This window comes from Pseudomonas sp. Teo4 (genome assembly GCF_034387475.1).
GTDB lineage: Bacteria > Pseudomonadota > Gammaproteobacteria > Pseudomonadales > Pseudomonadaceae > Aquipseudomonas.
Map to the genome: position 1 here is coordinate 1,167,984 of NZ_JAXCIL010000001.1, position 20,609 is coordinate 1,188,592.

20 protein-coding genes are annotated in these 20,609 nt (G+C 63.5%); 13 read left to right on the plus strand and 7 right to left on the minus strand.

Going from position 1 to position 20,609, the window contains the following annotated elements; genetic code table 11:
* Nucleotides 1-10: 10 nt before the first annotated feature.
* The 4 genes from PspTeo4_RS05540 to PspTeo4_RS05555 form a co-directional block, all read right to left on the minus strand.
* Entirely contained in the window at nt 11-1,306 is a 1,296-nt protein-coding gene (locus PspTeo4_RS05540; RefSeq protein WP_322362739.1) for an FAD-binding oxidoreductase, read from the minus strand.
* Nucleotides 1,307-1,363: 57 nt separating this feature from the next.
* Nucleotides 1,364-1,786: a Rid family hydrolase gene (locus tag PspTeo4_RS05545; protein WP_322362740.1), complete on the minus strand. Its 423-nt coding sequence runs from the start codon at nt 1,784-1,786 to the stop codon at nt 1,364-1,366.
* 33 nt (nt 1,787-1,819) lie between these two features.
* Nucleotides 1,820-2,959, minus strand: a complete 1,140-nt coding sequence (locus tag PspTeo4_RS05550) for a tyramine oxidase subunit B (RefSeq protein ID WP_322362741.1) — start codon at nt 2,957-2,959, stop codon at nt 1,820-1,822.
* A 162-nt stretch (nt 2,960-3,121) separates the two neighbouring features.
* Entirely contained in the window at nt 3,122-4,015 is an 894-nt protein-coding gene (locus PspTeo4_RS05555) for a LysR family transcriptional regulator (RefSeq protein ID WP_322362742.1), read from the minus strand.
* A 133-nt stretch (nt 4,016-4,148) separates the two neighbouring features.
* On the opposite strand from PspTeo4_RS05555, the gene PspTeo4_RS05560 reads away from it, so the two are divergent.
* The 5 genes from PspTeo4_RS05560 to PspTeo4_RS05580 all read left to right on the plus strand — a co-directional run bounded on the left by PspTeo4_RS05560 (nt 4,149) and on the right by PspTeo4_RS05580 (nt 9,659).
* Complete coding sequence (locus tag PspTeo4_RS05560) at nt 4,149-5,270, plus strand: muconate cycloisomerase family protein (protein WP_322362743.1); 1,122 nt, start codon at nt 4,149-4,151, stop codon at nt 5,268-5,270.
* Between the two features lie 186 nt (nt 5,271-5,456).
* A complete protein-coding gene (gene catC, locus PspTeo4_RS05565) occupies nt 5,457-5,747 on the plus strand; it encodes a muconolactone Delta-isomerase (protein ID WP_008092782.1) in 291 nt (96 codons plus the stop codon).
* Between the two features lie 52 nt (nt 5,748-5,799).
* On the plus strand, nt 5,800-6,735 hold the full coding sequence (gene catA / locus PspTeo4_RS05570; protein WP_322362744.1) for a catechol 1,2-dioxygenase: 936 nt from the start codon (nt 5,800-5,802) through the stop codon (nt 6,733-6,735).
* A gap of 265 nt (nt 6,736-7,000) precedes the next feature.
* Entirely contained in the window at nt 7,001-8,359 is a 1,359-nt protein-coding gene (locus tag PspTeo4_RS05575; protein WP_322362745.1) for an MFS transporter, read from the plus strand.
* A 157-nt stretch (nt 8,360-8,516) separates the two neighbouring features.
* Complete coding sequence (locus PspTeo4_RS05580) at nt 8,517-9,659, plus strand: NAD/NADP-dependent octopine/nopaline dehydrogenase family protein (RefSeq protein WP_322362746.1); 1,143 nt, start codon at nt 8,517-8,519, stop codon at nt 9,657-9,659.
* A gap of 435 nt (nt 9,660-10,094) precedes the next feature.
* On the opposite strand, the gene PspTeo4_RS05585 is transcribed toward PspTeo4_RS05580, so the two are convergent.
* Together PspTeo4_RS05585 and PspTeo4_RS05590 are read right to left on the minus strand one after the other, a co-directional pair.
* A complete protein-coding gene (locus PspTeo4_RS05585; RefSeq protein WP_322362747.1) occupies nt 10,095-11,339 on the minus strand; it encodes an OprD family porin in 1,245 nt (414 codons plus the stop codon).
* A gap of 304 nt (nt 11,340-11,643) precedes the next feature.
* The gene (locus PspTeo4_RS05590) at nt 11,644-12,570 is read right to left on the minus strand and encodes a LysR family transcriptional regulator (protein WP_322362748.1); all 927 of its coding nucleotides are present in this window, start codon (nt 12,568-12,570) and stop codon (nt 11,644-11,646) included.
* Nucleotides 12,571-13,084: 514 nt separating this feature from the next.
* Between PspTeo4_RS05590 and iacA the strand changes: the two genes are divergently transcribed.
* The 7 genes from iacA to PspTeo4_RS05625 are packed head-to-tail and all read left to right on the plus strand — an operon-like array spanning nt 13,085 to nt 18,724.
* Nucleotides 13,085-14,254 (plus strand): indole-3-acetate monooxygenase, encoded by a 1,170-nt coding sequence (gene iacA / locus PspTeo4_RS05595; protein ID WP_322362749.1) that lies wholly within the window; start codon nt 13,085-13,087, stop codon nt 14,252-14,254.
* Between the two features lie 17 nt (nt 14,255-14,271).
* Nucleotides 14,272-14,634, plus strand: a complete 363-nt coding sequence (locus PspTeo4_RS05600; RefSeq protein WP_322362750.1) for an IacB protein — start codon at nt 14,272-14,274, stop codon at nt 14,632-14,634.
* A 53-nt stretch (nt 14,635-14,687) separates the two neighbouring features.
* Nucleotides 14,688-15,962: an aromatic ring-hydroxylating dioxygenase subunit alpha gene (locus tag PspTeo4_RS05605; RefSeq protein ID WP_322362751.1), complete on the plus strand. Its 1,275-nt coding sequence runs from the start codon at nt 14,688-14,690 to the stop codon at nt 15,960-15,962.
* Between the two features lie 14 nt (nt 15,963-15,976).
* Nucleotides 15,977-16,453: an aromatic-ring-hydroxylating dioxygenase subunit beta gene (locus tag PspTeo4_RS05610; protein ID WP_322362752.1), complete on the plus strand. Its 477-nt coding sequence runs from the start codon at nt 15,977-15,979 to the stop codon at nt 16,451-16,453.
* A gap of 11 nt (nt 16,454-16,464) precedes the next feature.
* Entirely contained in the window at nt 16,465-17,205 is a 741-nt protein-coding gene (locus PspTeo4_RS05615; protein ID WP_322362753.1) for an SDR family NAD(P)-dependent oxidoreductase, read from the plus strand.
* Nucleotides 17,206-17,255: 50 nt separating this feature from the next.
* Nucleotides 17,256-18,215, plus strand: a complete 960-nt coding sequence (locus PspTeo4_RS05620) for a PDR/VanB family oxidoreductase (protein WP_322362754.1) — start codon at nt 17,256-17,258, stop codon at nt 18,213-18,215.
* A gap of 11 nt (nt 18,216-18,226) precedes the next feature.
* A complete protein-coding gene (locus tag PspTeo4_RS05625; protein WP_322362755.1) occupies nt 18,227-18,724 on the plus strand; it encodes a flavin reductase in 498 nt (165 codons plus the stop codon).
* Nucleotides 18,725-18,785: 61 nt separating this feature from the next.
* Here PspTeo4_RS05625 and PspTeo4_RS05630 read toward each other — a convergent pair whose 3' ends face one another.
* Nucleotides 18,786-19,265 carry a MarR family transcriptional regulator gene (locus PspTeo4_RS05630; protein ID WP_322362756.1) on the minus strand — a complete coding sequence of 160 codons (480 nt, stop codon included), beginning with the start codon at nt 19,263-19,265 and terminating at the stop codon, nt 18,786-18,788.
* 206 nt (nt 19,266-19,471) lie between these two features.
* On the opposite strand from PspTeo4_RS05630, the gene PspTeo4_RS05635 reads away from it, so the two are divergent.
* The gene (locus PspTeo4_RS05635; protein WP_322362757.1) at nt 19,472-20,596 is read left to right on the plus strand and encodes an amidase; all 1,125 of its coding nucleotides are present in this window, start codon (nt 19,472-19,474) and stop codon (nt 20,594-20,596) included.
* Nucleotides 20,597-20,609: the final 13 nt, after the last annotated feature.

The following is a 20,609-nucleotide window of genomic DNA, read 5'->3' on the forward strand; positions in this document are numbered from 1 at the left end:
AACCTCATCATTAAGCAAATCGCTCGAAGCGGTAAGGCGCCGGGTCAATCAGCGGGGCATCCCCATTGACCAGGTCAGCCGCCAGCTGCCCAGCCGCTGGCGAAGTCCCGAAGCCATGCCCGGAGAACCCGGTGGCCAGTGTCAGCCCAGGCATCTGTGCAACACGGCCGATGACAGGGTTGGAGTCGGGCGTTACATCGATGGTCCCGGCCCAGGCCTGCTCGATCTCTGCCCCCTGGAACACCGGCCAGGCGGCACGCAGGTTGCGCAGGGCTTCTTCGTTGAGCGAGTGGTTCACTTCCGGGTCCAGGGTGCGAATACGCTCGAACGGTGTCTTGCCGTTGGTCTTCCAGCGTCGCGCCAAGGCCAGGTCCTTGAAGAAAGCCTTGCCGAACGAGACGCGCAAGTAGTCGCGCTGGGCCTTGATCGCCGGCAGATACTGCATGCCCAGCAGTGCATGATCGAGGGTCAGCCGGGCATCCAGTGCCCCGCGCTGGGTCACGATGAAGCCGCCGTCCTTTTGCTTGCGGAACGAAAAGTCCGGTGCGCCCACGGCGATATCGGTCGGCCCATCCATCGGCCGGGTGCGCAGCACCGAGCAGGTGAGCGGCAAGGTTGGCAAGGCAATACCGTGGTTGCCCAACAAGCGGCGCGACCACATCCCGCCCGCCAGCAGCACCTGTTCACAGCGCACTTCACCTTTTTCGGTGGCGACGCCGCTGACACGGCCTGCGGCAGTGAGCAGCGAACGCACCGCGCAGTTCTCCACGATGACCACGCCTTTGGCCATCGCCGCCTGGGCGATCGCGCTGGCCGCCAGTGTCGGTTCGGCGCGGGCATCCGACGGGGTGTAGATGCCACCCGCCCATTGCCCTTGGCCACCCGGCACCATGGCGGCGATTTCCTTGGCGCTGAGCAGTCGCGAGTCCAATGACAACGCCTGCACCGAGTTGAGCCAGCCTTCATGCATGCTCATCTGCGCGTCATTGCGGGCGACGAACATGATGCCTGCCTGACGATAGCCAACGTCCTTGCCAACCCGTTGCGGCATCTGCTGCCACAGGCGATCGGCTGCCAGGGCCATGGGAATGTCATGGGCATGGCGGCTGGTCTTGCGCACCCAGCCAAGGTTGCGCGACGACTGCTCACCGGCGATGCGGCCTTTTTCCAGTACCACGACCGGTACGTTGCGCTCCGCCAGGGTCAGGGCAGCGGTCAGGCCAATGATCCCTCCACCAATGATCACCACGGTGGTGGCGGAGGGGAACTCAAGGGAGGTCTGCACAGGCTCTATACGGGGCGACATGGCTAAAGGCTCGACGAAAAATGATGACAGTGACGGCAACGCGGTGCTGCAGCGTGGTTATTGCGCCAGGTTGATCCGGGTGACTTCGGCACGCGAGGCGCCACGGAAGGCGGTGACCTCCAGCTCGACCTTGTACACCGTGGAACCCAGCGGCGGGCAGGTCACGGTGCTGGCAGGGTCGATGCCTCGGAACTTCTCGCCGACCAGGGTCATGACCGTGGCCACGTCCGCCGGGTTCTGGATGAACACGCGCGAGCACACCACGTCGGCGAGGCAGGCATCGACGGCGGCCAGGGCCGCCTCGATGTTGGCGAACACCTGAAGCGTCTGCTCGCTGACGTCTTCGGAAATTTCCTTGGTCTGCGGGTTGCGTCCTGCGGTGTTGGACACGTGTATCCAGTCACCAACCGCCACCAGGCGCGAGTAGCTGCCCAGTTCTTCGTACTTGTTGCCGGTCTTGAGTTTCACGATCTGCGTCATTGCGGATTACCTGAAGGGTGAGGGGAGGGGGAATCAGCGAAGCTCAGGAGTTTCCCAGAGGTTCAGTTTCACGCCGATGCCAAGCTCCAGCGCCTTGCGGTAGACCACCGTGCCCCATGCCACGTCTTCGACGGGCATGCCGCCCACCGACATGATGATGATTTCCTCATCGTTGAGGCGGCCCGGGGCATCGCCGGCGATGATCTTGCCGATGTCTTCAATTTGCTCGGGCTGCAGGGTGCCTTCGGCGAGCATGTCCATGAAGCGCACGCCAACCAGCGGCACGTACTTGTGTGCAGGCTTGGGCAGTTCTTCGTACCAGGCGTGGTAGAGGCCGGTGTTGTCGAGCACTTTGCGCACTTCGGCGTGTTCCATGCCTTCATCGATGTTGCAGCCGGCGGGCATCGCCAGGAATGCGCCGGGCTTGACCCACTCGCGCTTCACCAGCGGGTAGCTCTGCGGGTCGCCGGTTTCGCCCGAGGTGCAGTAGGTGACCAGGTCCGAACCGCGCACCACGGCCTCGATGCTATCGGCCACTTCGATGGTGGTGATCTGCGGGTAGGTCGCCTTGACCCATTCGATGAAGTTCTCAAGGCTTTGCGGGCTGCGGCCCTTGAGCTTGAGGGTGTCGATTTGCGGGCAGGCGGCAATGAACGCGGCCAGGGTGGTCTTGCCCATCACCCCTGGGCCGAGCAGGCCGACCACCTTGGAGTCCTTGCGCGCCAGGTGCCGCGCACCCACACCCGGGATTGCGCCGGTGCGGTACGCCGACAGCAGGTTGGCCGACATGTGCGCCAGCGGGGCGCCGGTGTCCGCATCGCTGAGGGTGAGCATCAGGATCGAGCGCGGCAGGCCCTTTTCGCGGTTGGCGATGTTGGAGCCATACCACTTCACCCCGGCGGTGCAGAAGTTGCCGCCCAGGTAGGCCGGCATCGCCATCATGCGGCGGTCGGCGGTGGGCTTGGGCATGTTGGGAAACGGCGACGACTCGGGGAAGGTCACCATGGCCCCGTGGGAATCGTTGTTGGGGCCGGCCATGCGGTAGTCGCCCGAGTACAGCAGGCCGAACATTTCTTCCATGGTGTTCACGCAGGCCAGCATGTCGGTGACACCGGCGCGGATCATGTCTTGTTCGGAAAGGTAGATGAAGTCGATTCTTGTATTTGTTGTCATGGCTTTTCTCGATGTATCGATGGGGCGTTATCGATGGGCCGGGCCCCTGGAGCAGGCGGCACCATTGGGATGAGGCCGATGGTAGGCAGGCCGCTGGGTGGCGGCTATCCCATATTGGTCACTGTTGGTGGCGCGGCGATCGAGACGGACGAGACGCAGGATTCAGGCGTTTTCGTGGCGGTCGGCAGGGTTGATTTTTGCGATCAGCGCCAGGCAGTGCTGGATGATCGGGGTCAGGTCGCCCTGGCGGCGGCTGAGGATGATTGGGCTGACGGCGCTGGTGTCGAGCAGCCCGGCGTAGTGGATATCGGTGCGGTGCTGTTGCTGCACCGAGGCCGGGACCAGCGTCACACCCAAGCCTGCGGCCACTAGCCCGATGGCCGTCTGTAGCTCGTTGGCCCATTGGCTGACCTTGAGGCTCATGCCGTGGTGAGCGAACAGCGCCAGCACGTGGTCGGCATAGCTGGGGCGCGGGTTGGCGGGGTAGAGGATGAACGGCTCCTGGGCCAGTTCGGCGAGTGCCAGTTGCCGGCCAGCCAACGGGTGGCCCTGCGGTAGTACCGCCACCAACGGGTCTTCGCGCAGCACCTGCTGACAGATGGCGGGGTCGTCGATACGGATACGCCCGAAGGCAATGTCGATGCGGCCACTTTTCAGGGCGTCGACCTGCTGCAGCGTGGTCATTTCAGTCAGGCCCAGCTCCAGCGCGCTGTCGCTGCGCAGCTCGCGGATCAGCTCGGGCAGCACGGCGTACAGGGTCGATGGGGCAAAGCCGATGCGTAGCCACTGGCGTTTGTTCTGACCGATGCGCCGGGTGTTGTCGCTGATGCTCTCCAACTGTTCGAGCAAGGTGCAGGTCTGCTCATAGAAGAAGCGCCCCGCCTCGGTCAGGCGCAACGGCCGTTCGCGGTGTATCAGCAAGGTTCCGAGCTGTTCCTCGAGCTGGCCGATTTGCCGGCTCAGCGGTGGCTGGGCCATGTGCAGCAGTTCGGCGGCGCGGGTGAAGTTCAGCGTTTCGGCCAGCACCTTGAAGTAGCGAAGGTGGCGAAGCTCCATCAGACCTCCTGGGTATGGTGGGAGATTCAATTGATATTGGACGCTCGGAGCGTCTCGCGCAATGCTTGAAAAATCAAGTAAATGCTGTGTTTGATTTTGCCCCTAGCGGCCTGAAATGACGGGACTCCGAGACATGACCAACGCTGTGATTGAACGCCTGGATGCGCTGATCGTCGACCTGCCGACCATCCGCCCGCACAAGCTGGCCATGCACACCATGCAGCAACAAACCCTGGTGATCCTGCGCCTGCGTTGCAGCGACGGCGTGGAAGGCATCGGCGAGGCCACCACCATCGGCGGCCTGGCGTACGGCTATGAAAGCCCGGAAGGCATCAAGGCCAACATCGACGCGCACCTGGCGCCGGCGCTGATCGGCATGGCCGCTGACAACATCAACGCCGCCATGCTCAAGCTCGACAAGCTGGCCAAGGGCAACACCTTCGCCAAGTCCGGCATCGAAAGCGCCTTGCTCGATGCCCAGGGCAAACGCCTGGGCCTGCCAGTGAGCGAACTGCTGGGCGGGCGCGTACGCGACAGCCTGGAAGTGGCCTGGACCCTGGCCAGCGGCGACACCGCCCGTGATATCGCCGAAGCCGAGCACATGCTGGAGATTCGCCGCCACCGGGTGTTCAAGCTCAAAATCGGCGCCAACCCGCTGGAGCAGGACCTCAAGCATGTGGTGGCGATCAAGCGCGAGCTGGGCGAGCGCGCCAGCGTGCGGGTCGATGTGAACCAGTACTGGGACGAGTCCCAGGCCATTCGCGCCTGTCAGATTCTCGGCGACAACGGCATCGACCTGATCGAACAGCCGATTTCGCGCATCAACCGCGGAGGGCAAATCCGCCTGAACCAGCGCAGCCCGGCACCGATCATGGCCGACGAGTCCATTGAAAGCGTCGAAGACGCCTTCAGCCTGGCCGCCGACGGTGCCGCCACCATCTTCGCCCTGAAAATCGCCAAGAACGGCGGCCCCCGCGCCGTGCTGCGCACCGCGCAGATCGCCGAAGCCGCCGGCATCGCCCTGTACGGCGGGACCATGCTCGAAGGCTCGATCGGCACCCTGGCCTCGGCCCACGCCTTCCTCACCCTGCGCCAGCTGACCTGGGGCACCGAGCTGTTCGGGCCGCTGCTGCTGACCGAGGAAATCGTCAACGAACCGCCGCAATACCACGACTTCCAGCTGCACGTGCCACGCACCCCTGGCCTGGGCCTGAGCCTGGACGAACAACGCCTGGCGCGCTTCGCCCGCCGATGAGGCATTTGCAGGATGAACACACAACCTGTGGGAGCAACTGCCTTGCTCAAAAATGAAAGATTGCACGATTCCTGTGGGAGCGGGTTCACCCGCGAACACCGGCGCAGCCGGTGCCATACACCGCGTTGCCTGCTTCGCGGCTGAAGCCGCTCCCACAACGATTTCAACAGACTCGAGGAGCCCCCCATGCTGTTCCACGTAAAGATGACCGTAAAACTGCCGGTCGACATGGACCCGGCCAAGGCCGCGCAACTGAAGGCCGACGAAAAGGAACTGGCCCAGCGCCTGCAGCGCGAGGGCACCTGGCGCCACCTGTGGCGCATCGCCGGGCACTACGCCAACTACAGCGTGTTCGACGTGCCCAGCGTCGAGGCGCTGCACGACACCCTGATGCAACTGCCGCTGTTCCCCTACATGGACATCGAGGTCGACGGCCTGTGCCGCCACCCCTCGTCGATCCACGCCGACGACCGCTAAGCAACGTTGCGCCTGCGGCACTACCTGACAACAACAATTCGAGGTAAACCCGATGACCGTGAAAATCTCCCACACTGCTGATGTGCAAGCGTTCTTCGACACCGTTGCAGGCCTTGGCAACGAGCAGGGCAGCCCGCGTTTCAAGCAGATCATCCTGCGCATATTGCAAGACACCGCCCGCCTGATCGAAGACCTGGAAATCAGCGAGAACGAATTCTGGAAGGCCGTGGACTACCTCAACCGCCTGGGCGGGCGCAACGAGGCAGGGTTGTTGGTGGCGGGCCTGGGCATCGAGCACTTCATCGACCTGCTGCAAGACGCCAAGGATGAGCAGGCCGGCCTCGTCGGCGGCACGCCACGCACCATCGAAGGGCCGTTGTACGTGGCCGGTGCCCCGCTGGCACAGGGTGAGGCACGCATGGACGACGGTACCGACCCCGGCACCGTGATGTTCCTGACCGGGCGGGTCTTCGATGCCGAGGGCCAGCCGCTGGCCGGCGCCACTGTGGACCTCTGGCACGCCAACACCCAGGGCACCTATTCGTACTTCGACTCGACCCAGTCGGAATTCAACCTGCGTCGGCGCATCGTTACCGATGCCGAAGGCCGCTACCGCGCGCGCACCATCGTGCCGTCCGGCTATGGTTGCGACCCGCAGGGGCCGACCCAGGAATGCCTTAACCAGCTGGGCCGCCACGGCCAGCGCCCAGCGCACGTGCACTTCTTCATCTCGGCACCGGGCTATCGCCACCTGACCACGCAGATCAACTTCGCTGGCGACAAGTACCTGTGGGATGACTTTGCCTACGCCACCCGCGATGGCCTGGTGGGTGAGCTCAAGTTCGTCACCGATGCCGCTGCTGCGCGTGATCGTGGCGTGCAGGGCGATACCTTCGCCGACCTCGAATTCGACTTCCACTTGCAGGCGGCCAAGCAACCTGCGCTGGAAACCCGCAGCGACCGTCCACGCGCACTGCAGGACGCGTGATCTGACTTTACCGATGGCGCCTGCGGCATGTCGCTGGCGCCAATCCTGTTGTGCTTCACCTCCAGCACTCTGCAAGCCATTCCAATAACAAAAAAGGCTCAGCCCATGCGCACAACCCCGTTTTCTCCGGTGTCCATTCCTCCCTGTTTCTGACAGGCCACTGCCTTTTATCTGAACTCCCTGCTCGCCCCGGCATGGCGCTGTCTGCCCGGTCGGCAAACGGGCGGGTCAACTCCAGGCTGTCCCTGACAAGGAACACGGGCATATGACTACACTCGCCAAACCGCACGCCACCGAGCAACACAGCAAGCGCTACCTCTATGAGTGGTACGTGGTCTTGCTGTTCATGGTCGCGTATATCTTTTCGTTCGTGGACCGGCAGATCCTTGCGCTGATGATCGAGCCGATCAAAGCCGACCTGCAACTGAGCGACACCGAGTTCAGCCTTCTGCACGGGCTGGCGTTCTCGTTGTTCTATGCCTTCATGGGCATGCCGATCGCCTACCTGGCCGATCGTTTCTCGCGTCCCAGGATCATTGCCCTGGGCGTGGTCTTCTGGAGTTTCGCCACGGCGGCCTGTGGCTTCAGCAAGAACTTCCTGCACATGTTCCTGGCCCGCATCGGCGTGGGGGTGGGCGAGGCGGCGCTGTCGCCATCGGCCTATTCCATGTTCAGCGACCTGTTCCCCAAGGAAAAGCTCGGCAGGGCGGTTGGGGTGTACTCGATCGGCTCGTTCGTCGGCGGCGGTATCGCGTTTCTGGTCGGCGGCTATGTGATTGCCATGCTCAAGGGCTCGGCGACCATCGAGGTCGCATTGCTCGGTTCGATGAAAGCCTGGCAATTGGCGTTCCTGATCGTCGGGCTGCCGGGGGTGTTGGTGGGCCTGCTGATCTGGCTGACCGTGCGTAACCCCGAGCGCAAGGGCGCGCAGCTCGATGAGCACGGCAATGTGCGCAAGGTCGCGTTGACCGACGGCTTGCGTTTCATTGCCCGCCACCGGGCGACCTTCAGCTGCCACTACCTGGGCTTCTCGTTCTACGCCATGGCGCTGTTCTGCATGATGAGTTGGACGCCTGCCTTGTACATCCGCAAGTTCGGCATGAGCCCCGAGCAGGCTGGTTTCATGCTCGGCAGCATTCTGCTGCTGGCCAATACCACAGGCGTGCTGTTTGGCGGCTGGCTGACCGACCATCTGGCCAAGCGCGGCTACACCGATGCCGCAATGCGCACTGGCGTGATCGGCGCTGTGGGGATGCTGGTGCCGGCGGTGCTGTACTCGCAGGTCGACCAGCTGTGGCTATCAGTGACGCTGCTGATCCCGGCGATGTTCTTCGCCTCGTTCCCCATGCCGGCCTCCACGGCCGCCATGCAGATTCTCTCGCCTAACCAGGTACGCGCCCAGGTGTCGTCGGTGTTCCTGCTGATCAGCAACTTGCTGGGGCTGGGCTTGGGGACGACCTTGGTGGCGCTGTTGACCGACCGTTATTTCGGCTCGCCGCTGGCCGTGGGGCAATCGATGTCGATCATCAGTTGCGTCGCCTCGCTGCTGGCCATCGTGTTGTTACTCAAAGGCTGCAGCTGCTTCCGGCAGAGTATGCAGCGTGAATACCCGGCAGTGCCCTAGGTTTTGTACGAAAAGTGCCTGCGCAGCGATCATGCTGCGTTGAAAACAGGCTCGGAATGCTCATTGACAACCAGTCAACTGCGCTTCCTCGCCTGTTTTCGCCTTGCCTGATCGCCGCTCGGCTACTTTTCGTACAAACCCTGACAGGAAGATACAGATGAATGTGACGATTCTCGGTGGTGGTCATGGCTGCTACGCGGCTGCAATCGACATGGCCGAACGCGGCCATGCCACTCGACTTTGGCGGCGCGATGGCGCGGCACTGGTCACGCTGCAGGCGATTGGCAGCCTCACGATCAAGGACTACCGCGGCACCCGCAAGGTGGCGGTAAGTGGCGGCGAGGGTGGGCTGCAGTTGGTACCGAACTTGAAGCAGGCGCTGGAGGGTGCACGGCTGATCGTCATCCCCCTGCCGTCGACCAGCCATGAAGCATTGGCCAAGGAAGTCGCCCCGTTGCTGGTGGATGGCCAGGTGGTGTTCCTGCCGCCCGGCACCCTCGGCAGCCTGGTGTTTGCCAAGGCGATGCAGGCCTGTGGCAACACCGCCCAGGTGGCCTTCGCCGAAACCGGTACCTTGCCGTACCTGGTGCGCAAGCACGGTGCAAGCGATGTGGTCATCAGTGCCTACGCCACCCGGCTGCCGACCGGCGTGTTGCCGACCCGGCTGGCCGGCCATGCCTTCGCCGTGCTGCGCCAGGCCTACCCCAGCGTGGAGCCGATCGAGGATGCCTTGAGCGCGGCACTGATGAACGCAGGGCCGATCATTCATCCGCCGCTGATTCTGATGAACGCCGGCCCTCTAGAGCATTTCGACAGCTGGGACATCCACAACGAGGGCACCCAGCCCTCGATCCGCCGGGTGACCAATGCGCTGGATGGCGAGCGCATGGCCGTGCGCGAGGCGTTGGGCTACCAGGCGCCGCATTTCCCGCTGGCCGACCATTACAACGGCGAGGAGGGCGAGGAGTGGATGTACGGCCGTGGCGCCCACGGCAAGCTCACCGACAGTGGCGACTGGCGGGAAAAGATCGACCTGGGCACCCATCGCTACATGCTTGAGGACACCCGCCTCGGGTTGTCGCTGCTGGTCTCGATCGCCCGATGGGCCGCTGTGCCGACACCGGTTGCCGAAGGCCTGCTGGCGCTGGCCACGGCGGCTACTGGCCGTGACCTCTACGCCGAGGGGCGAACTCTTGAGCAGCTGGGCATTGCGGGCTTGAGCCGGGCGCAAATGCAACGCCTGCTGAGTGACGGGCTGCTAACGGCTTACTGCAATGGAGAGAATGCCGCTGGCAGGTAGACCACTGAGTTCATTTTTTGCAGCTGTGGCGCCTGGCGTGAGGTTTGTGGTGGTGCGCAAATCGAGCGCCGCCCGCGCGGCGCATCGCAGCGGTTCGGCGCCCCGACTTCGCCAGCTCCCACATCTGTTTCGGGCCAGTAACGCCTGTGACAGGCGCGCTCGACCCCTTGTTTGTTCGACGCGATATCGAGCCATGCGCTAAAGGGGGCGCGCGCGAAATTCACAGGAGTAATTGGCCCGAAACAGATGTGGGAGCTGGCGAAGTCGGGGCGCCGAACCGCTGCGATGCGCCGCGCGGGCGGCGCTCGATTTCATAGCCGCTGCACCTCTCGCGCCAAGCCCCCACCAGCCCCAACACACTTCCCAAGCGCAAAAAAGCCCGGACCTTCCCCGCACGGCAAGGCCCAGGCAAAAACCTGCACTAACGAAACTCGCTTACCAGAACTTCCAGGTGTAGGAGGTGATCACCCGCAGTTCGTCGTAGTCATTGCCGTACTTCTGCCAGGTGCGCATGTCCTTCACCTCGAAGCCCAGGCCATTGAGCGGGCCGCTCTGGATCACGTACGAAAGCATGATGTCGCGCTCGCTTTCCTGCTCCCTGGCCAGCCCCGCACCGCGGTCGATGTCGCTGCCCTTGATGTAGCGGGTGAACAGGCGCAGGCCCGGCACACCCAAGGCCGCGAAGTTGTAGCCGTAACGCACCGACCAGCTGCGCTCGTCCGGGCGAATGAACGGCAGGCTGGCCCAGTTGGGCAGGTACAGCTGTGGTACGTAGCCGTTGAGGGTCGGGAACACGGTGTCGCCGGTCATGCGCTGGTAGCTGGCGCCGACCATGTGCCCGGCTTTCTCCAGCGTGACCAGGCCGCTGTAGGCGCGGTTGTCGACGGCGCCGCTGCGCGCACTGCCGTCTTCGCGGTTGTTGAAATAGCCGATGTCGGTCTTCAGCGTATAGCCATCGCCAAAGGTGAAGCTGTGTTTGACGCCGCCATAGTCCTGTTTGTAGATGTCGTTGAGCACGCCATGGAAGTAGCTGGCTTGCAGCGCAGGGGTGACGGCGTAGGTGGCGCCGACGAAATCCAGGCCTTCGCTGTCCAGGCTGTCGGAGGTGCCGAAGCGGTACAGGCGCTCATGGTTGGAGGACTCACGGGTGACGATCGACCAGAAGCGTCCGCCGACCAGGGTCAGGCGGTCGATATCGCGGGATTCGATCACCGCCCCTTGGTACAGGGTATCGAGCAAGCGGCTAGGGTCGTTGGAGGCGACCGGGTAGTTGGGCCGCTGATCGCCGACTTTCACCAAGGTCTTGGCGTACTTGAGCTTCAGGGTCGCACCGGCTCGGCTGTAATCGTTGGCCGCTTGTTGCGCGTGCTGGCTGAAGGGGAGGGATCCGTCGTTGCCGCTGGCATCCAGGCGCAACCCATACTGCCCATTGACGTCCAGGCCAACCGCAACAGGGGTGTCGGTGAAGCCGGACTCGAACTGCAGGTCGAAACCCTGTGACCAGTTGCCGACCTTGGAAACCGGCGCGCCGGGGTTGGTGAAATCACGGTTGAGGTAAAGGTTTCGCAGGTTGACCGAGAGGTGGCTGTCATCCCACACCTCGGCAATGCAGTTCAGCGGAGAAAAAGCGGCGACAGACAGGCAGAGTGACGCAGCACGCGACGGCCATTTGGGTTCCATTGGGGCATCCTGGAAATGTGATCAGTACAAGGCACCGGCAGTCGAGAACGGGCAGGAGCAAGCCGCGGGTCTTGGCCCGCTTGTCTGTCACAGGTGTTTTTGTTGTTGTGGGGGACAGGCTAAAGGGGGTAGGAGAGGGGCTCAATGACAGGGGTGGTCAATGTTGTTGCGGTTTACGCAACGGGTGTTGATCGTGCGGCCCCTTCGCGGGTAAACCCGCTCCCACAAGGTCTGAGTCATGCCCAGGTTCGACGGCAAGCAGGGTCCTGTGGGAGCGGGTTTACCCGCGAAGGGGCCGCAACCGTCACAAAGCCTGGCGCATCGCCTTGGCCATCTCGGTGGCCAACTCCCTGCTCAGCTCATCCAGCACCCGCCCGCGCCGGGTGACGATCTGCACATCGGTAGCCTGCATGGCCTCACAATCGACAGCGATGGCCTTGAGCGTCCCGCCCTTGAGTTCCTCGATGACCGGCAGCTCCGCCAGCAAGGTGGCGCCAAGCCCGGAGCGGACGAAGTCGAGGATCACCGCCAGCGAGTTGGACGTCAGCGTCGGTGTGATGCTGTGCGGCTGGTCCTTGCACGCCGCATCGATCAGCTCACGCACCCTGAAGTTGGCACCAGGCAGCACCAGCGACTCGCGCAGCACTTCCTCAAGGGTGACCTTGCTCCTGCCAGCCAGCCGGTTGTCGCGGTGCACGATCAGGCGCAAGGGCTGGGCCAGGCTGAACAGCCGAGTCAGGCGGGCGTTAGGGCTTGGTGCGAATACCACGCCCAGGTGCGCCTCGTCCGCCATTACCATGCGCTCTACCTCGGCAGACGGTGCGCTGATGATCTCGGCCTTGTGCTCACCATGGGCACGCAACCAGGCCTGCAACGTGTGGATAGCACGAGCGCCGAGCAGGCCTTCGCCGATGGCGATCACCGTCGAGGCGGCTTGCCGGCTGCGCAACTCGTCGAGCCTTGCGACCAACGCCGCGTGCTGGCTGATCCGCTGCACGTAGTACTCGACGGCCGCCTCGCCTGCGGCGGTGAGGCTGATACGGTGGGTGCCTTGCCTGACCAACTCAATGTCGAGCTCTTCTTCCAGCCGGGCGATCTGCCGGCTGACCGATGAGGTGGCCACGCCCAGTGCCTCGGCGGCGGCGCGCATCGAGCCTTTCTCATTGCTCAAGTACAGATAGCGCAAGCGGTGGTCCTGCAGGTCTATCTGGCGCGGGTTCTTGCTGGGCATGGAAGCGGCCTCGTCACAACGCGGGGTGGGCAAGCTGGAGGCATCCTACACCAGGTTCTGGCCCTGAATGTGACTGGCCGAACGTGGTCGGTTTTTAGCATCCAACTCATTTTTTTTAGCTGTAATTTTACAGCTGCTTAGAAATTTTTGCGCTTTACGTCGGTTAGATAGCACTTCGAGAAAATCAATAAATTCTATTTAAATCAGTATTTTGCAATCAAAACGAGAATTTTTCCTGTTTTTTGTTACCGAGAAATCCAGATTTATAGCGTGAAATTTCAATTGACAATTCACGTAATAAATCGCAGATTTTCTCCATCGGCACCAAAACAAGAGAGACAGATCATGCCGCCCGATCCAGCCCGCCTCACCGGTAGTTGGTACTTGCCCATGGGCAGTCCAGCCGCGTCCCCACCGCTTCTCGGTGGCGTCGATTTTCCCTAGGGAATCGGCATTCCTTACTGCCCAGCAATTCCCCCAAAAAGTACACCCGTGCCTGAGACGGAGAATGTCTATGGATTCGCTTTGCCTGCAAACAGCCCCAGGGTCTTCACTTGCCCACGGCCCGGCCTTCGAGGCCCTGCTCGACGGTATTCGTGAGCGAGCCCGCCTTGGCGAGTTCGACCGCCAGCGCCACATTTCCCGCGATGTGATCGATGCCTTCAAGGCCCATGGCGTGTATCGCGCCCTGGTACCCAGCCGTTTCGGCGGGCTTGAGTGCTCGCCGGGCGAGTTCTGCGAAATGATCGAGCGCATTTCCCATGCCGATGGCTCGGCGGGCTGGGTCGCAAGCTTCGGCATGAGCCCGGTCTACCTGGCGGCGTTGCCGCTGGACACCGTCGCCAGCCTGTACCGCAACGACCCCAACACGGTGTTTGCCGGCGGCATCTTCCCGCCGCAACCGGCCGAAGTGGTGGCCGGCGGCTTCAAGGTCAATGGCCGCTGGAAGTACTCCAGCGGCTCGATGGGCGCCGACATCGTTGGCGTCGGTATCGCCCCGCGCAATGGCGACAAACTGGACCTGCCACGCCTGGCAGTGATGCCGCGCAGCCAGGCACGTGTCGAGGAAACCTGGGACACCGTGGGCCTGCTGGGCACCGGCAGCCACGACCTGGTGGTCGAGAACGTGGTGGTGGGCGAGGAGTGGACCTTCGTGCGCGGCGGCCAGCCGAACCTGGACGAACCCTTCTTCCGCTATCCGTCGCTGTCGTTCGCCACCCAGGTGCTGTCGGTGGTCGGCCTGGGTGTGGCCCGCGCCGCGCTGGACGAATTGTCGGGCATGGCCAGCGGCCGTATCTCGGTCACCGGCGCCCCGGCGTTGGCCGACCGCCCGCTGGCCCAGGTCGATGTGGCCAAGTCGGAGGCCGCGCTGCGTTCGGCCCGGGCTTTTTTCTACGAATCCATCGAGCAGGCCTGGGGCCATGTGCTGGCCGGCGACCCGGTGCCCGCCGAGGTGGTCAACTTGCTGCGCCTGTCTTCGACCCACGCATCGCGTATCGCCGCCGAGGTGGCGCGCAGTGCGCAGATGCTTTCGGGCATGACCGGCATCTACAACGAAAGCCCGCTGGCACGTTGCGTCAACGACGCCCAGGTGGTCACCCAGCACGCCTTCATGGGTGATGTGACCTACCAGAACGCCGGCGCCATGTTCTTTGGTAAGCAGCCCCTTCCGGGCTACCTGTAACTCTCGGGATAACTGTCATGAGCGATAAGAAAGCCTTGCGCGTGCTGTTCTGCATGGGCATCAACCAGAACTTTTTCGATGCCCCGCGTGAAGAGCAGCTCGATGTGTGGGCGGCATTCAGCGAAATGTGGAACGGCATCCATGACCTGCCAGGCGTGCACGTGCTGGGCAACATGGACGACGACAAAAGCATGGTCGGGCCGTCGGACGGCTTCCCCTGGACCACCTACCTGCTGGCCGACGTGCCCGACATCGAGACCGTGCACGCCGCCTGCAACCTGTTCCGCACCAGTGCCGTGGGCACCGGCCCGTACAAGCTGTGGCGCTACGCCAAGGTCGAGGCCCGCGTCGGCCGCGAGCTGATCATCCAGCGCGCCTGAACCCTACCCAACACCGAGAACTGCCAGCCATTGCAGCTGGCATGGAGAATCCCGTGAGCAACCTGATTCCCGCCGTAAACCTCGCGGTCGACCCTGCCGAACTGGTGCAGCCAGACCGCGTCCACACCTCGCTCTACACCGACCCGGCGCTGTTCGATGCCGAGCTTGAAAAGATCTTCCACAGCACCTGGGTGTGGGTCGCCCACGAGAGCGAAATCGCCGAGTCGGGCCACTACAAGACCACCTACATCGGCAAGCAGCCGGTGATCGTGGTGCGCGACCGCAAGAAAGACGTGCACGTACTGCTCAACCGCTGCCGCCATCGCGGCGCCACCGTCTGCGAGCACAAGAAGGGCAAGACCAACAGCTTCGTCTGCCCGTACCACGGCTGGGGCTATGCCCTGGACGGCTCGCTGCGCGGCATCCCGCACCCGGAAAGCTACGGCGACTGCCTCGACAAGGCCGAACTGCCGCTGGTGAGCCTGCGTACCGAAAGCTACGCCGGCATGATCTTCGCCACCTTCAAGGACGACATCGAGCCCTTGGTGGACTTCCTTGGCCCGGCCAGGAAATGGATGGACCTGTTCATGAAGCAGGGCGCCGGCTACGGCATCAAGGTACCGGGTGAGCACCGTTTCCGCTTCCCCGGCAACTGGAAGATCCAGCTGGAAAACACCACCGACGCCTACCACTTCCCGCTGGTGCACAAGAGCTTCCTGTCTTCGGTCGACGAACAGACCCTTGAGCTGTTCGATTTCGTCAAAGGCCCCGGCTACGTCGAAGACCTGGGCAACGGCCACAGCGTCATGGTGATGATCCCGGAGCTGGTCGACCTGGAAGCCGATCTCGACAAGCCGATCCCCGAGCGTTTCGAGGCGCTGGCCGCCGAGTTGCGTGACGAAGGTATCGACGAGCAGCAGGTGCGGCGCATCGTGCGTGCCGTCGGTGGTACCGGTTTCAACCTCAACCTGTTCCCCAACGTGGCCTGTTCGATGGCGTTCTTCCGCGTGCTGCAGCCGATCTCGGTGACCGAGACCGAAATCCACCATTCGGTGATCACCATGGACGGTGGCCCGGCTGCGGCCAACCGCTACCGCCTGCGCCTGCACGAGCACTTCCAGGGCCCGATGGGCTTCGGCACCCCGGACGATTCCGAGGCCTGGGAGCGCGTGCAGAAGGGCGCCAACGCCGGTGAGAACCTGTGGATCATGCTCAACCGCGGCCTGCCCGGCGAGCAAGCCAGTGAAGATGGCCTGGTCAGCGACGTGAGTGCCGAAACCGGCATGCGCGCGGCGTACCAGCAGTGGAAAAAGATGATGTCGGCCTGAGTGTGGAGAACCCTATGAACCTGCAACTGCTGCAAGAAGTGACCGCTTTCATCTGGCAGGAAGGCGACATGCTCGACCACGGCGAATACGACGCCTGGCTGAAACAGTGGACTCCGAAAGGGACCTACATCATCCCGATCAACCCCAGGGAAACCGACTACGAGAACACCCTGAACTACGCCTATGACGACCACCACATGCGCCAGCTGCGCGTGCAGCGGCTGATCGGCGGCGAGTCGATTTCCACCAGCCCGCAGCCGCGCACGGTGCGCGCCATCTCGCGCATCCGCGTGCTGGCCGACGATGGCGTCAACGTCACCGTGCGCGCCGCGCAGAACGTGCGTGAGTTTCGCAAGGAAAGCCTCAAGCACTACACCGCCGACCTGACCTACGAGCTGGTGCGCGCCGAAGGCGGCTTCAAGATCCAGCGCAAGGTCATCAGCCTGATCAACAGCGACGATGCCCTCGCCGGTATCGGCTACATCCTCTGAAGGAGCACGGCATGAACCAGGTTGCATTGGTTACCGGCGCGGGGCAGGGACTTGGCCAGCGCTTCTGCGCAAGGCTGCTGGCCGCAGGCTTCGATGTCGTGGTCACTGACCGTGACCTGGGCGCCGCGCAGGCTGCGGCGGCAGCGCTGCAAGGGAAGGGCGGCAAGGCCCTGGCGGTCAAGCTCGATGTCGCCAGCAAGCAGGACTTCGAGCAGGCACTGGCCCAGGTACTGGAGCACTTCGGCGCGTTGCACGTGGTGGTCAACAACGCCGCCATCACCAAGACCACGCCGCTGATGCAGATCAGCCCGGAGGAGTTCGACGCAGTGGTCGGGCTCAACCTGCGCAGCGTGTTCCTGGGTTGCCAGGTGCTGGGTGCGCACATGGCCGAGGCCGGCTACGGGCGGATCATCAACATGGCCTCGCTGGCCGGGCAGAACGGCGGTACCGCCACTGGCGCGCACTACGCGGCGAGCAAAGGGGCGATCGTCACCCTGACCAAGATCTTCGCCAAGGAATTCGCCAGCCGTGGCGTCACGGTCAACGCCATCGCGCCGGGGCCGATCGATTCACCGGCCGTGCATGCGGCGGTGCCTGCCGAGCGCATGAATGGCCTGCTGGCCAACATCCCGGTGCAGCGCCTGGGCGATGCGCACTTTCTGGGCGACCTGATCGTGCAACTGGCGCGGCCCGAGGCCTACTTCACCACCGGGGCGACCTGGGACGTGAACGGCGGCCTGTTCATGCGTTGATCAATTTCCGGGGGCAGCCGATGCCCCCGACGTTTTACGGGGCTTTCGCCATGAATGAAGAATTGCTGAATGTAGTCGTGCGCAAGCGCGAAATCCAAGGGGACGACGTGGTCGTTCTCGACCTCGAACGTGTCGACGGTGAGTGGTTGCCAGCCTTCGATGCCGGCGCCCATGTCGACATCCATATCGCCGACGGGCTGGTGCGCCAGTACTCGCTGTGCGGCGACCCGGCCGACAGCTCGGTATACCGCCTGGGCGTACTCAAGGACCCGGCGTCGCGCGGCGGCTCGGTGGGCGTTCACGAAACCTTGCTGGAAGGCCGCGAGCTGCAGATCAGTGCACCGCGCAACCTGTTCCCGCTCGCCGCACAGGCCCAGCGCACCATCCTGCTGGGTGGCGGCATCGGCATCACGCCGATGATCGCCATGGCCCATGCCTTGAAGCAGCAAGGGGCAGATTTCGAGCTGCACTACTGTGGCCGCTCGCGCAGCCGCAGTGCCTTCCTCGACGAGCTGGCCAACGCCCCGTTCGCCGCCCAGGTGTTCACCCACTTCGACGACGAAGGCCCACAGCAGCGGCTCGACCTGGCCGCGGTGCTTGGCCATGGCAAAACCGGCACGCACATGTACACCTGCGGCCCGGCGGGCTTCATGGACTGGGTGATTGGCGGCGCGCGCCAGCAGGGTTATGCCGAGGACCACATCCACAAGGAATACTTCCAGGTGGAGGTGGACGCCAGTGGCGACAGCTTCGAAGTGGTCGCCGCACGCAGCAACAAGACCGTTCAGGTAGCCGAGGGGCAGACCATCCTCGACGCCCTGGCCCAGGTCGGGATCAAGATCGAGATTTCCTGCGAGCAGGGTGTCTGCGGTACCTGCCTGTGCGATGTGCTCGAAGGCGAACCAGACCACCGTGACGTGTACCTGACTGACGAAGAAAAGGCCGCCAACGACCAGATCCTGGTGTGTTGCTCGCGGGCCAAATCCAACAAGCTCGTGCTGGACATCTGAGGAGAATGACCATGGTTGACGTAACCCGTTTTCGCGACGCAATGGCCATGCTCGGTGGCGCTGTTTCGGTCATCACCACCGACGGTGTCGCCGGCCGTTTCGGCTTCACGGCCTCGGCGGTGTGCAGCGTGACCGACTCGCCGCCCACGCTGCTGGTGTGCATGAACCGCGCCTCGCATTCCAATGCCCAGTTCAAGGCCAACGGCGCGCTGTGCGTGAACGTGCTGGCCGGCACCCATCGCGAGCTGTCGGGGGCCTTCGCCAACAAGCACCTGAACATGGACGAGCGCTTCGCCACCGCGCAATGGGGTGTGCTGGAAAGCGGTGCACCGGTGATGGACGAGGCGCTGGTCAACTTCGACTGTCGCATCGCCCAGGTGCACGAGGTGGGTTCGCACAGCATCTTCTACTGCGAGATCCAGGACATTCGCCTGGGTGGCGCCGACGACGGGCTGGTGTACTTCAACCGTGCCTACCACCGCGTCTGCGAAACCTCGAAGGCTTGCTGAACCGGCACCTGTGCCTGGTCTTTTGCCCAGTCGCTCCACTGGGCTTTTTTCCGGCGCCGGCTCAGAGCGTTTCGAGGTTATGGAAAACCACTTCGAGCATGCGGTTCAAGCGCTGCACCTGAGCTTCGGTCAGGCCCTTGAAACTGCGCTGGAACAGCTCGCGGGTGACTTCCTGCATGCGCTCGATGGCCTCCAGGCCCAGGGGCGTGATGCGGACTTGGGTCACACGGCCATCTTCGGGGCTGGGGGCGGTATCGACCAGGCCATCGTCCTTCATGCGATAGACGATCTTGGTGATGGTCGAGAGCTTGGCGATGGCATGGGTGGAGATTTCGGAAATGCTCGATTCACCGTTCTCGTTGAGGATCCACAGCACGCGCCAGCGCGGTACATCGAGGTCGATCTTCTTGAGCAGCCGTTCCATGTTCTGGGTATAGCGGCCGTGCACCCGGGCCAGCCAGTAAAAGGGGAAATCTTCCTTGCGAAATTCGTCGCTGGCCGGGTCGTGATGGCTGTGGCCAGTCTTCTTGAGGTTGCTCATCGATTCACTACTTGTGCAGAAATAGTCGCGCCATCATAGACGTTTCAGCCGATTTAGCCACCCGTTGATGAGCATGGCGCGCAAGAGCAACCCGTATTTTCCAGTGTTTCTATTTAGTGGAACGTTCAGTTGATATTTCACGTTAACAATTACAATTTCCGTGGCCGGCCAAGTGCCAGGCTGCAAGCGTAGAAGGGGCTGCAAGCATGACCATCATCATTCAAACCCTCGACCTGGGCGGCAACGGCCCTCGGGTGGCAATCAAGGACACCATCGACGTCGCTGGCACCCCAACCCGTGCGTCCAGCCGCGCCCTGCAGGATGCGCCACTGGCCGAGCGACATGCGCAGGTGGTCGGCAACCTGCTGGCGAGCGGAGCGCGCCTTACCGCCAAGGTCAGCCTGCATGAACTGGCCTTTGGCACCACCGGCATCAACCACTACACCGGCACGGCGGCCAACCCGCATTTCCCCGGGCGCATTCCGGGCGGTTCTTCCAGCGGTTCGGCCGCTGCGGTGGCTGCCGGGCTGGCGGATTTCAGCCTGGGTACCGATACCGGCGGTTCGGTGCGTATCCCGGCCTGCTGTTGTGGTGTGTTCGGCTTCAAGCCCACCTTCGGGCGGGTCAGCCGTGAAGGCGTCATGCCCGCACGCACCAGCCTGGACTGCGTCGGGCCATTCGCCGCGAGCTTGCCGATGCTGGTGCGGGCGATGGCGATGATCGACCCAAGCTTCGTGCCGGCGCAGGTACCTGCCAGCGCGCGGGTGGGGGTGCTGCGCGTGACCGCCGAGGCAGCCATCCAGAAAGTGGTGCACGCTAACCTGGTCGCCAGCGGGCTGACCTTGGGCAATGTCGAGTTCAAGCATTTCGGCGCGGCTTATGAAGCCGGCATGGTGGTGATCAACCGCGAAACCCACGACGGCTGCGGGCACCTGTTGGCCACCGACAACGTCGGTGCCGATATCGCTGGCCGACTGGCCGCTGCCGGGCAGACCAGTGACAGCGCCCTGGCCGAGGCCGAAGCGGTGCGCCAACGCTTCACCGCCGAGGTCGACCAGGCGCTTGGCCTTTACGACGTGCTGGCGTTGCCGACCATGCCGGACTTCCCGCTGCGCCTCGAAGACGCGGCAGACACCCGTGCGGTGCTGGGCATGACCTCGCTGGTGCGGCCGTTCAACTTGTCCGGGCACCCGGCGTTGACCATTCCGCTGGGCAGCGAGTGCGGGCTGCCGGTGGGCCTGCAACTGATCGGTGCCAAGGGCGCCGACGAGAAAGTGCTGGCGGTCGCCGAGCGTCTGCTGCTCAACATCCACTCGGCGCGGGTTGCCTGAGTGCGCCACTCCT

Bases quoted from the DNA above. Each gene is read 5' to 3' on its own strand.
- catC (WP_008092782.1), top strand. From the start codon at position 5,457: ATGCTGTTCCACGTAAAGATGACCGTAAAACTGCCGGTCGACATGGAC.
- iacA (WP_322362749.1), top strand. From the start codon at position 13,085: ATGGATTCGCTTTGCCTGCAAACAGCCCCAGGGTCTTCACTTGCCCAC.
- PspTeo4_RS05575 (WP_322362745.1), top strand. From the start codon at position 7,001: ATGACTACACTCGCCAAACCGCACGCCACCGAGCAACACAGCAAGCGC.
- PspTeo4_RS05545 (WP_322362740.1), bottom strand. From the start codon at position 1,786: ATGACGCAGATCGTGAAACTCAAGACCGGCAACAAGTACGAAGAACTG.
- PspTeo4_RS05635 (WP_322362757.1), top strand. From the start codon at position 19,472: ATGACCATCATCATTCAAACCCTCGACCTGGGCGGCAACGGCCCTCGG.
- PspTeo4_RS05630 (WP_322362756.1), bottom strand. From the start codon at position 19,265: ATGAGCAACCTCAAGAAGACTGGCCACAGCCATCACGACCCGGCCAGC.
- PspTeo4_RS05625 (WP_322362755.1), top strand. From the start codon at position 18,227: ATGGTTGACGTAACCCGTTTTCGCGACGCAATGGCCATGCTCGGTGGC.
- PspTeo4_RS05540 (WP_322362739.1), bottom strand. From the start codon at position 1,306: ATGTCGCCCCGTATAGAGCCTGTGCAGACCTCCCTTGAGTTCCCCTCC.
- PspTeo4_RS05615 (WP_322362753.1), top strand. From the start codon at position 16,465: ATGAACCAGGTTGCATTGGTTACCGGCGCGGGGCAGGGACTTGGCCAG.
- catA (WP_322362744.1), top strand. From the start codon at position 5,800: ATGACCGTGAAAATCTCCCACACTGCTGATGTGCAAGCGTTCTTCGAC.
- PspTeo4_RS05620 (WP_322362754.1), top strand. From the start codon at position 17,256: ATGAATGAAGAATTGCTGAATGTAGTCGTGCGCAAGCGCGAAATCCAA.
- PspTeo4_RS05550 (WP_322362741.1), bottom strand. From the start codon at position 2,959: ATGACAACAAATACAAGAATCGACTTCATCTACCTTTCCGAACAAGAC.
- PspTeo4_RS05580 (WP_322362746.1), top strand. From the start codon at position 8,517: ATGAATGTGACGATTCTCGGTGGTGGTCATGGCTGCTACGCGGCTGCA.
- PspTeo4_RS05585 (WP_322362747.1), bottom strand. From the start codon at position 11,339: ATGGAACCCAAATGGCCGTCGCGTGCTGCGTCACTCTGCCTGTCTGTC.
- PspTeo4_RS05555 (WP_322362742.1), bottom strand. From the start codon at position 4,015: ATGGAGCTTCGCCACCTTCGCTACTTCAAGGTGCTGGCCGAAACGCTG.
- PspTeo4_RS05560 (WP_322362743.1), top strand. From the start codon at position 4,149: ATGACCAACGCTGTGATTGAACGCCTGGATGCGCTGATCGTCGACCTG.
- PspTeo4_RS05590 (WP_322362748.1), bottom strand. From the start codon at position 12,570: ATGCCCAGCAAGAACCCGCGCCAGATAGACCTGCAGGACCACCGCTTG.
- PspTeo4_RS05610 (WP_322362752.1), top strand. From the start codon at position 15,977: ATGAACCTGCAACTGCTGCAAGAAGTGACCGCTTTCATCTGGCAGGAA.
- PspTeo4_RS05600 (WP_322362750.1), top strand. From the start codon at position 14,272: ATGAGCGATAAGAAAGCCTTGCGCGTGCTGTTCTGCATGGGCATCAAC.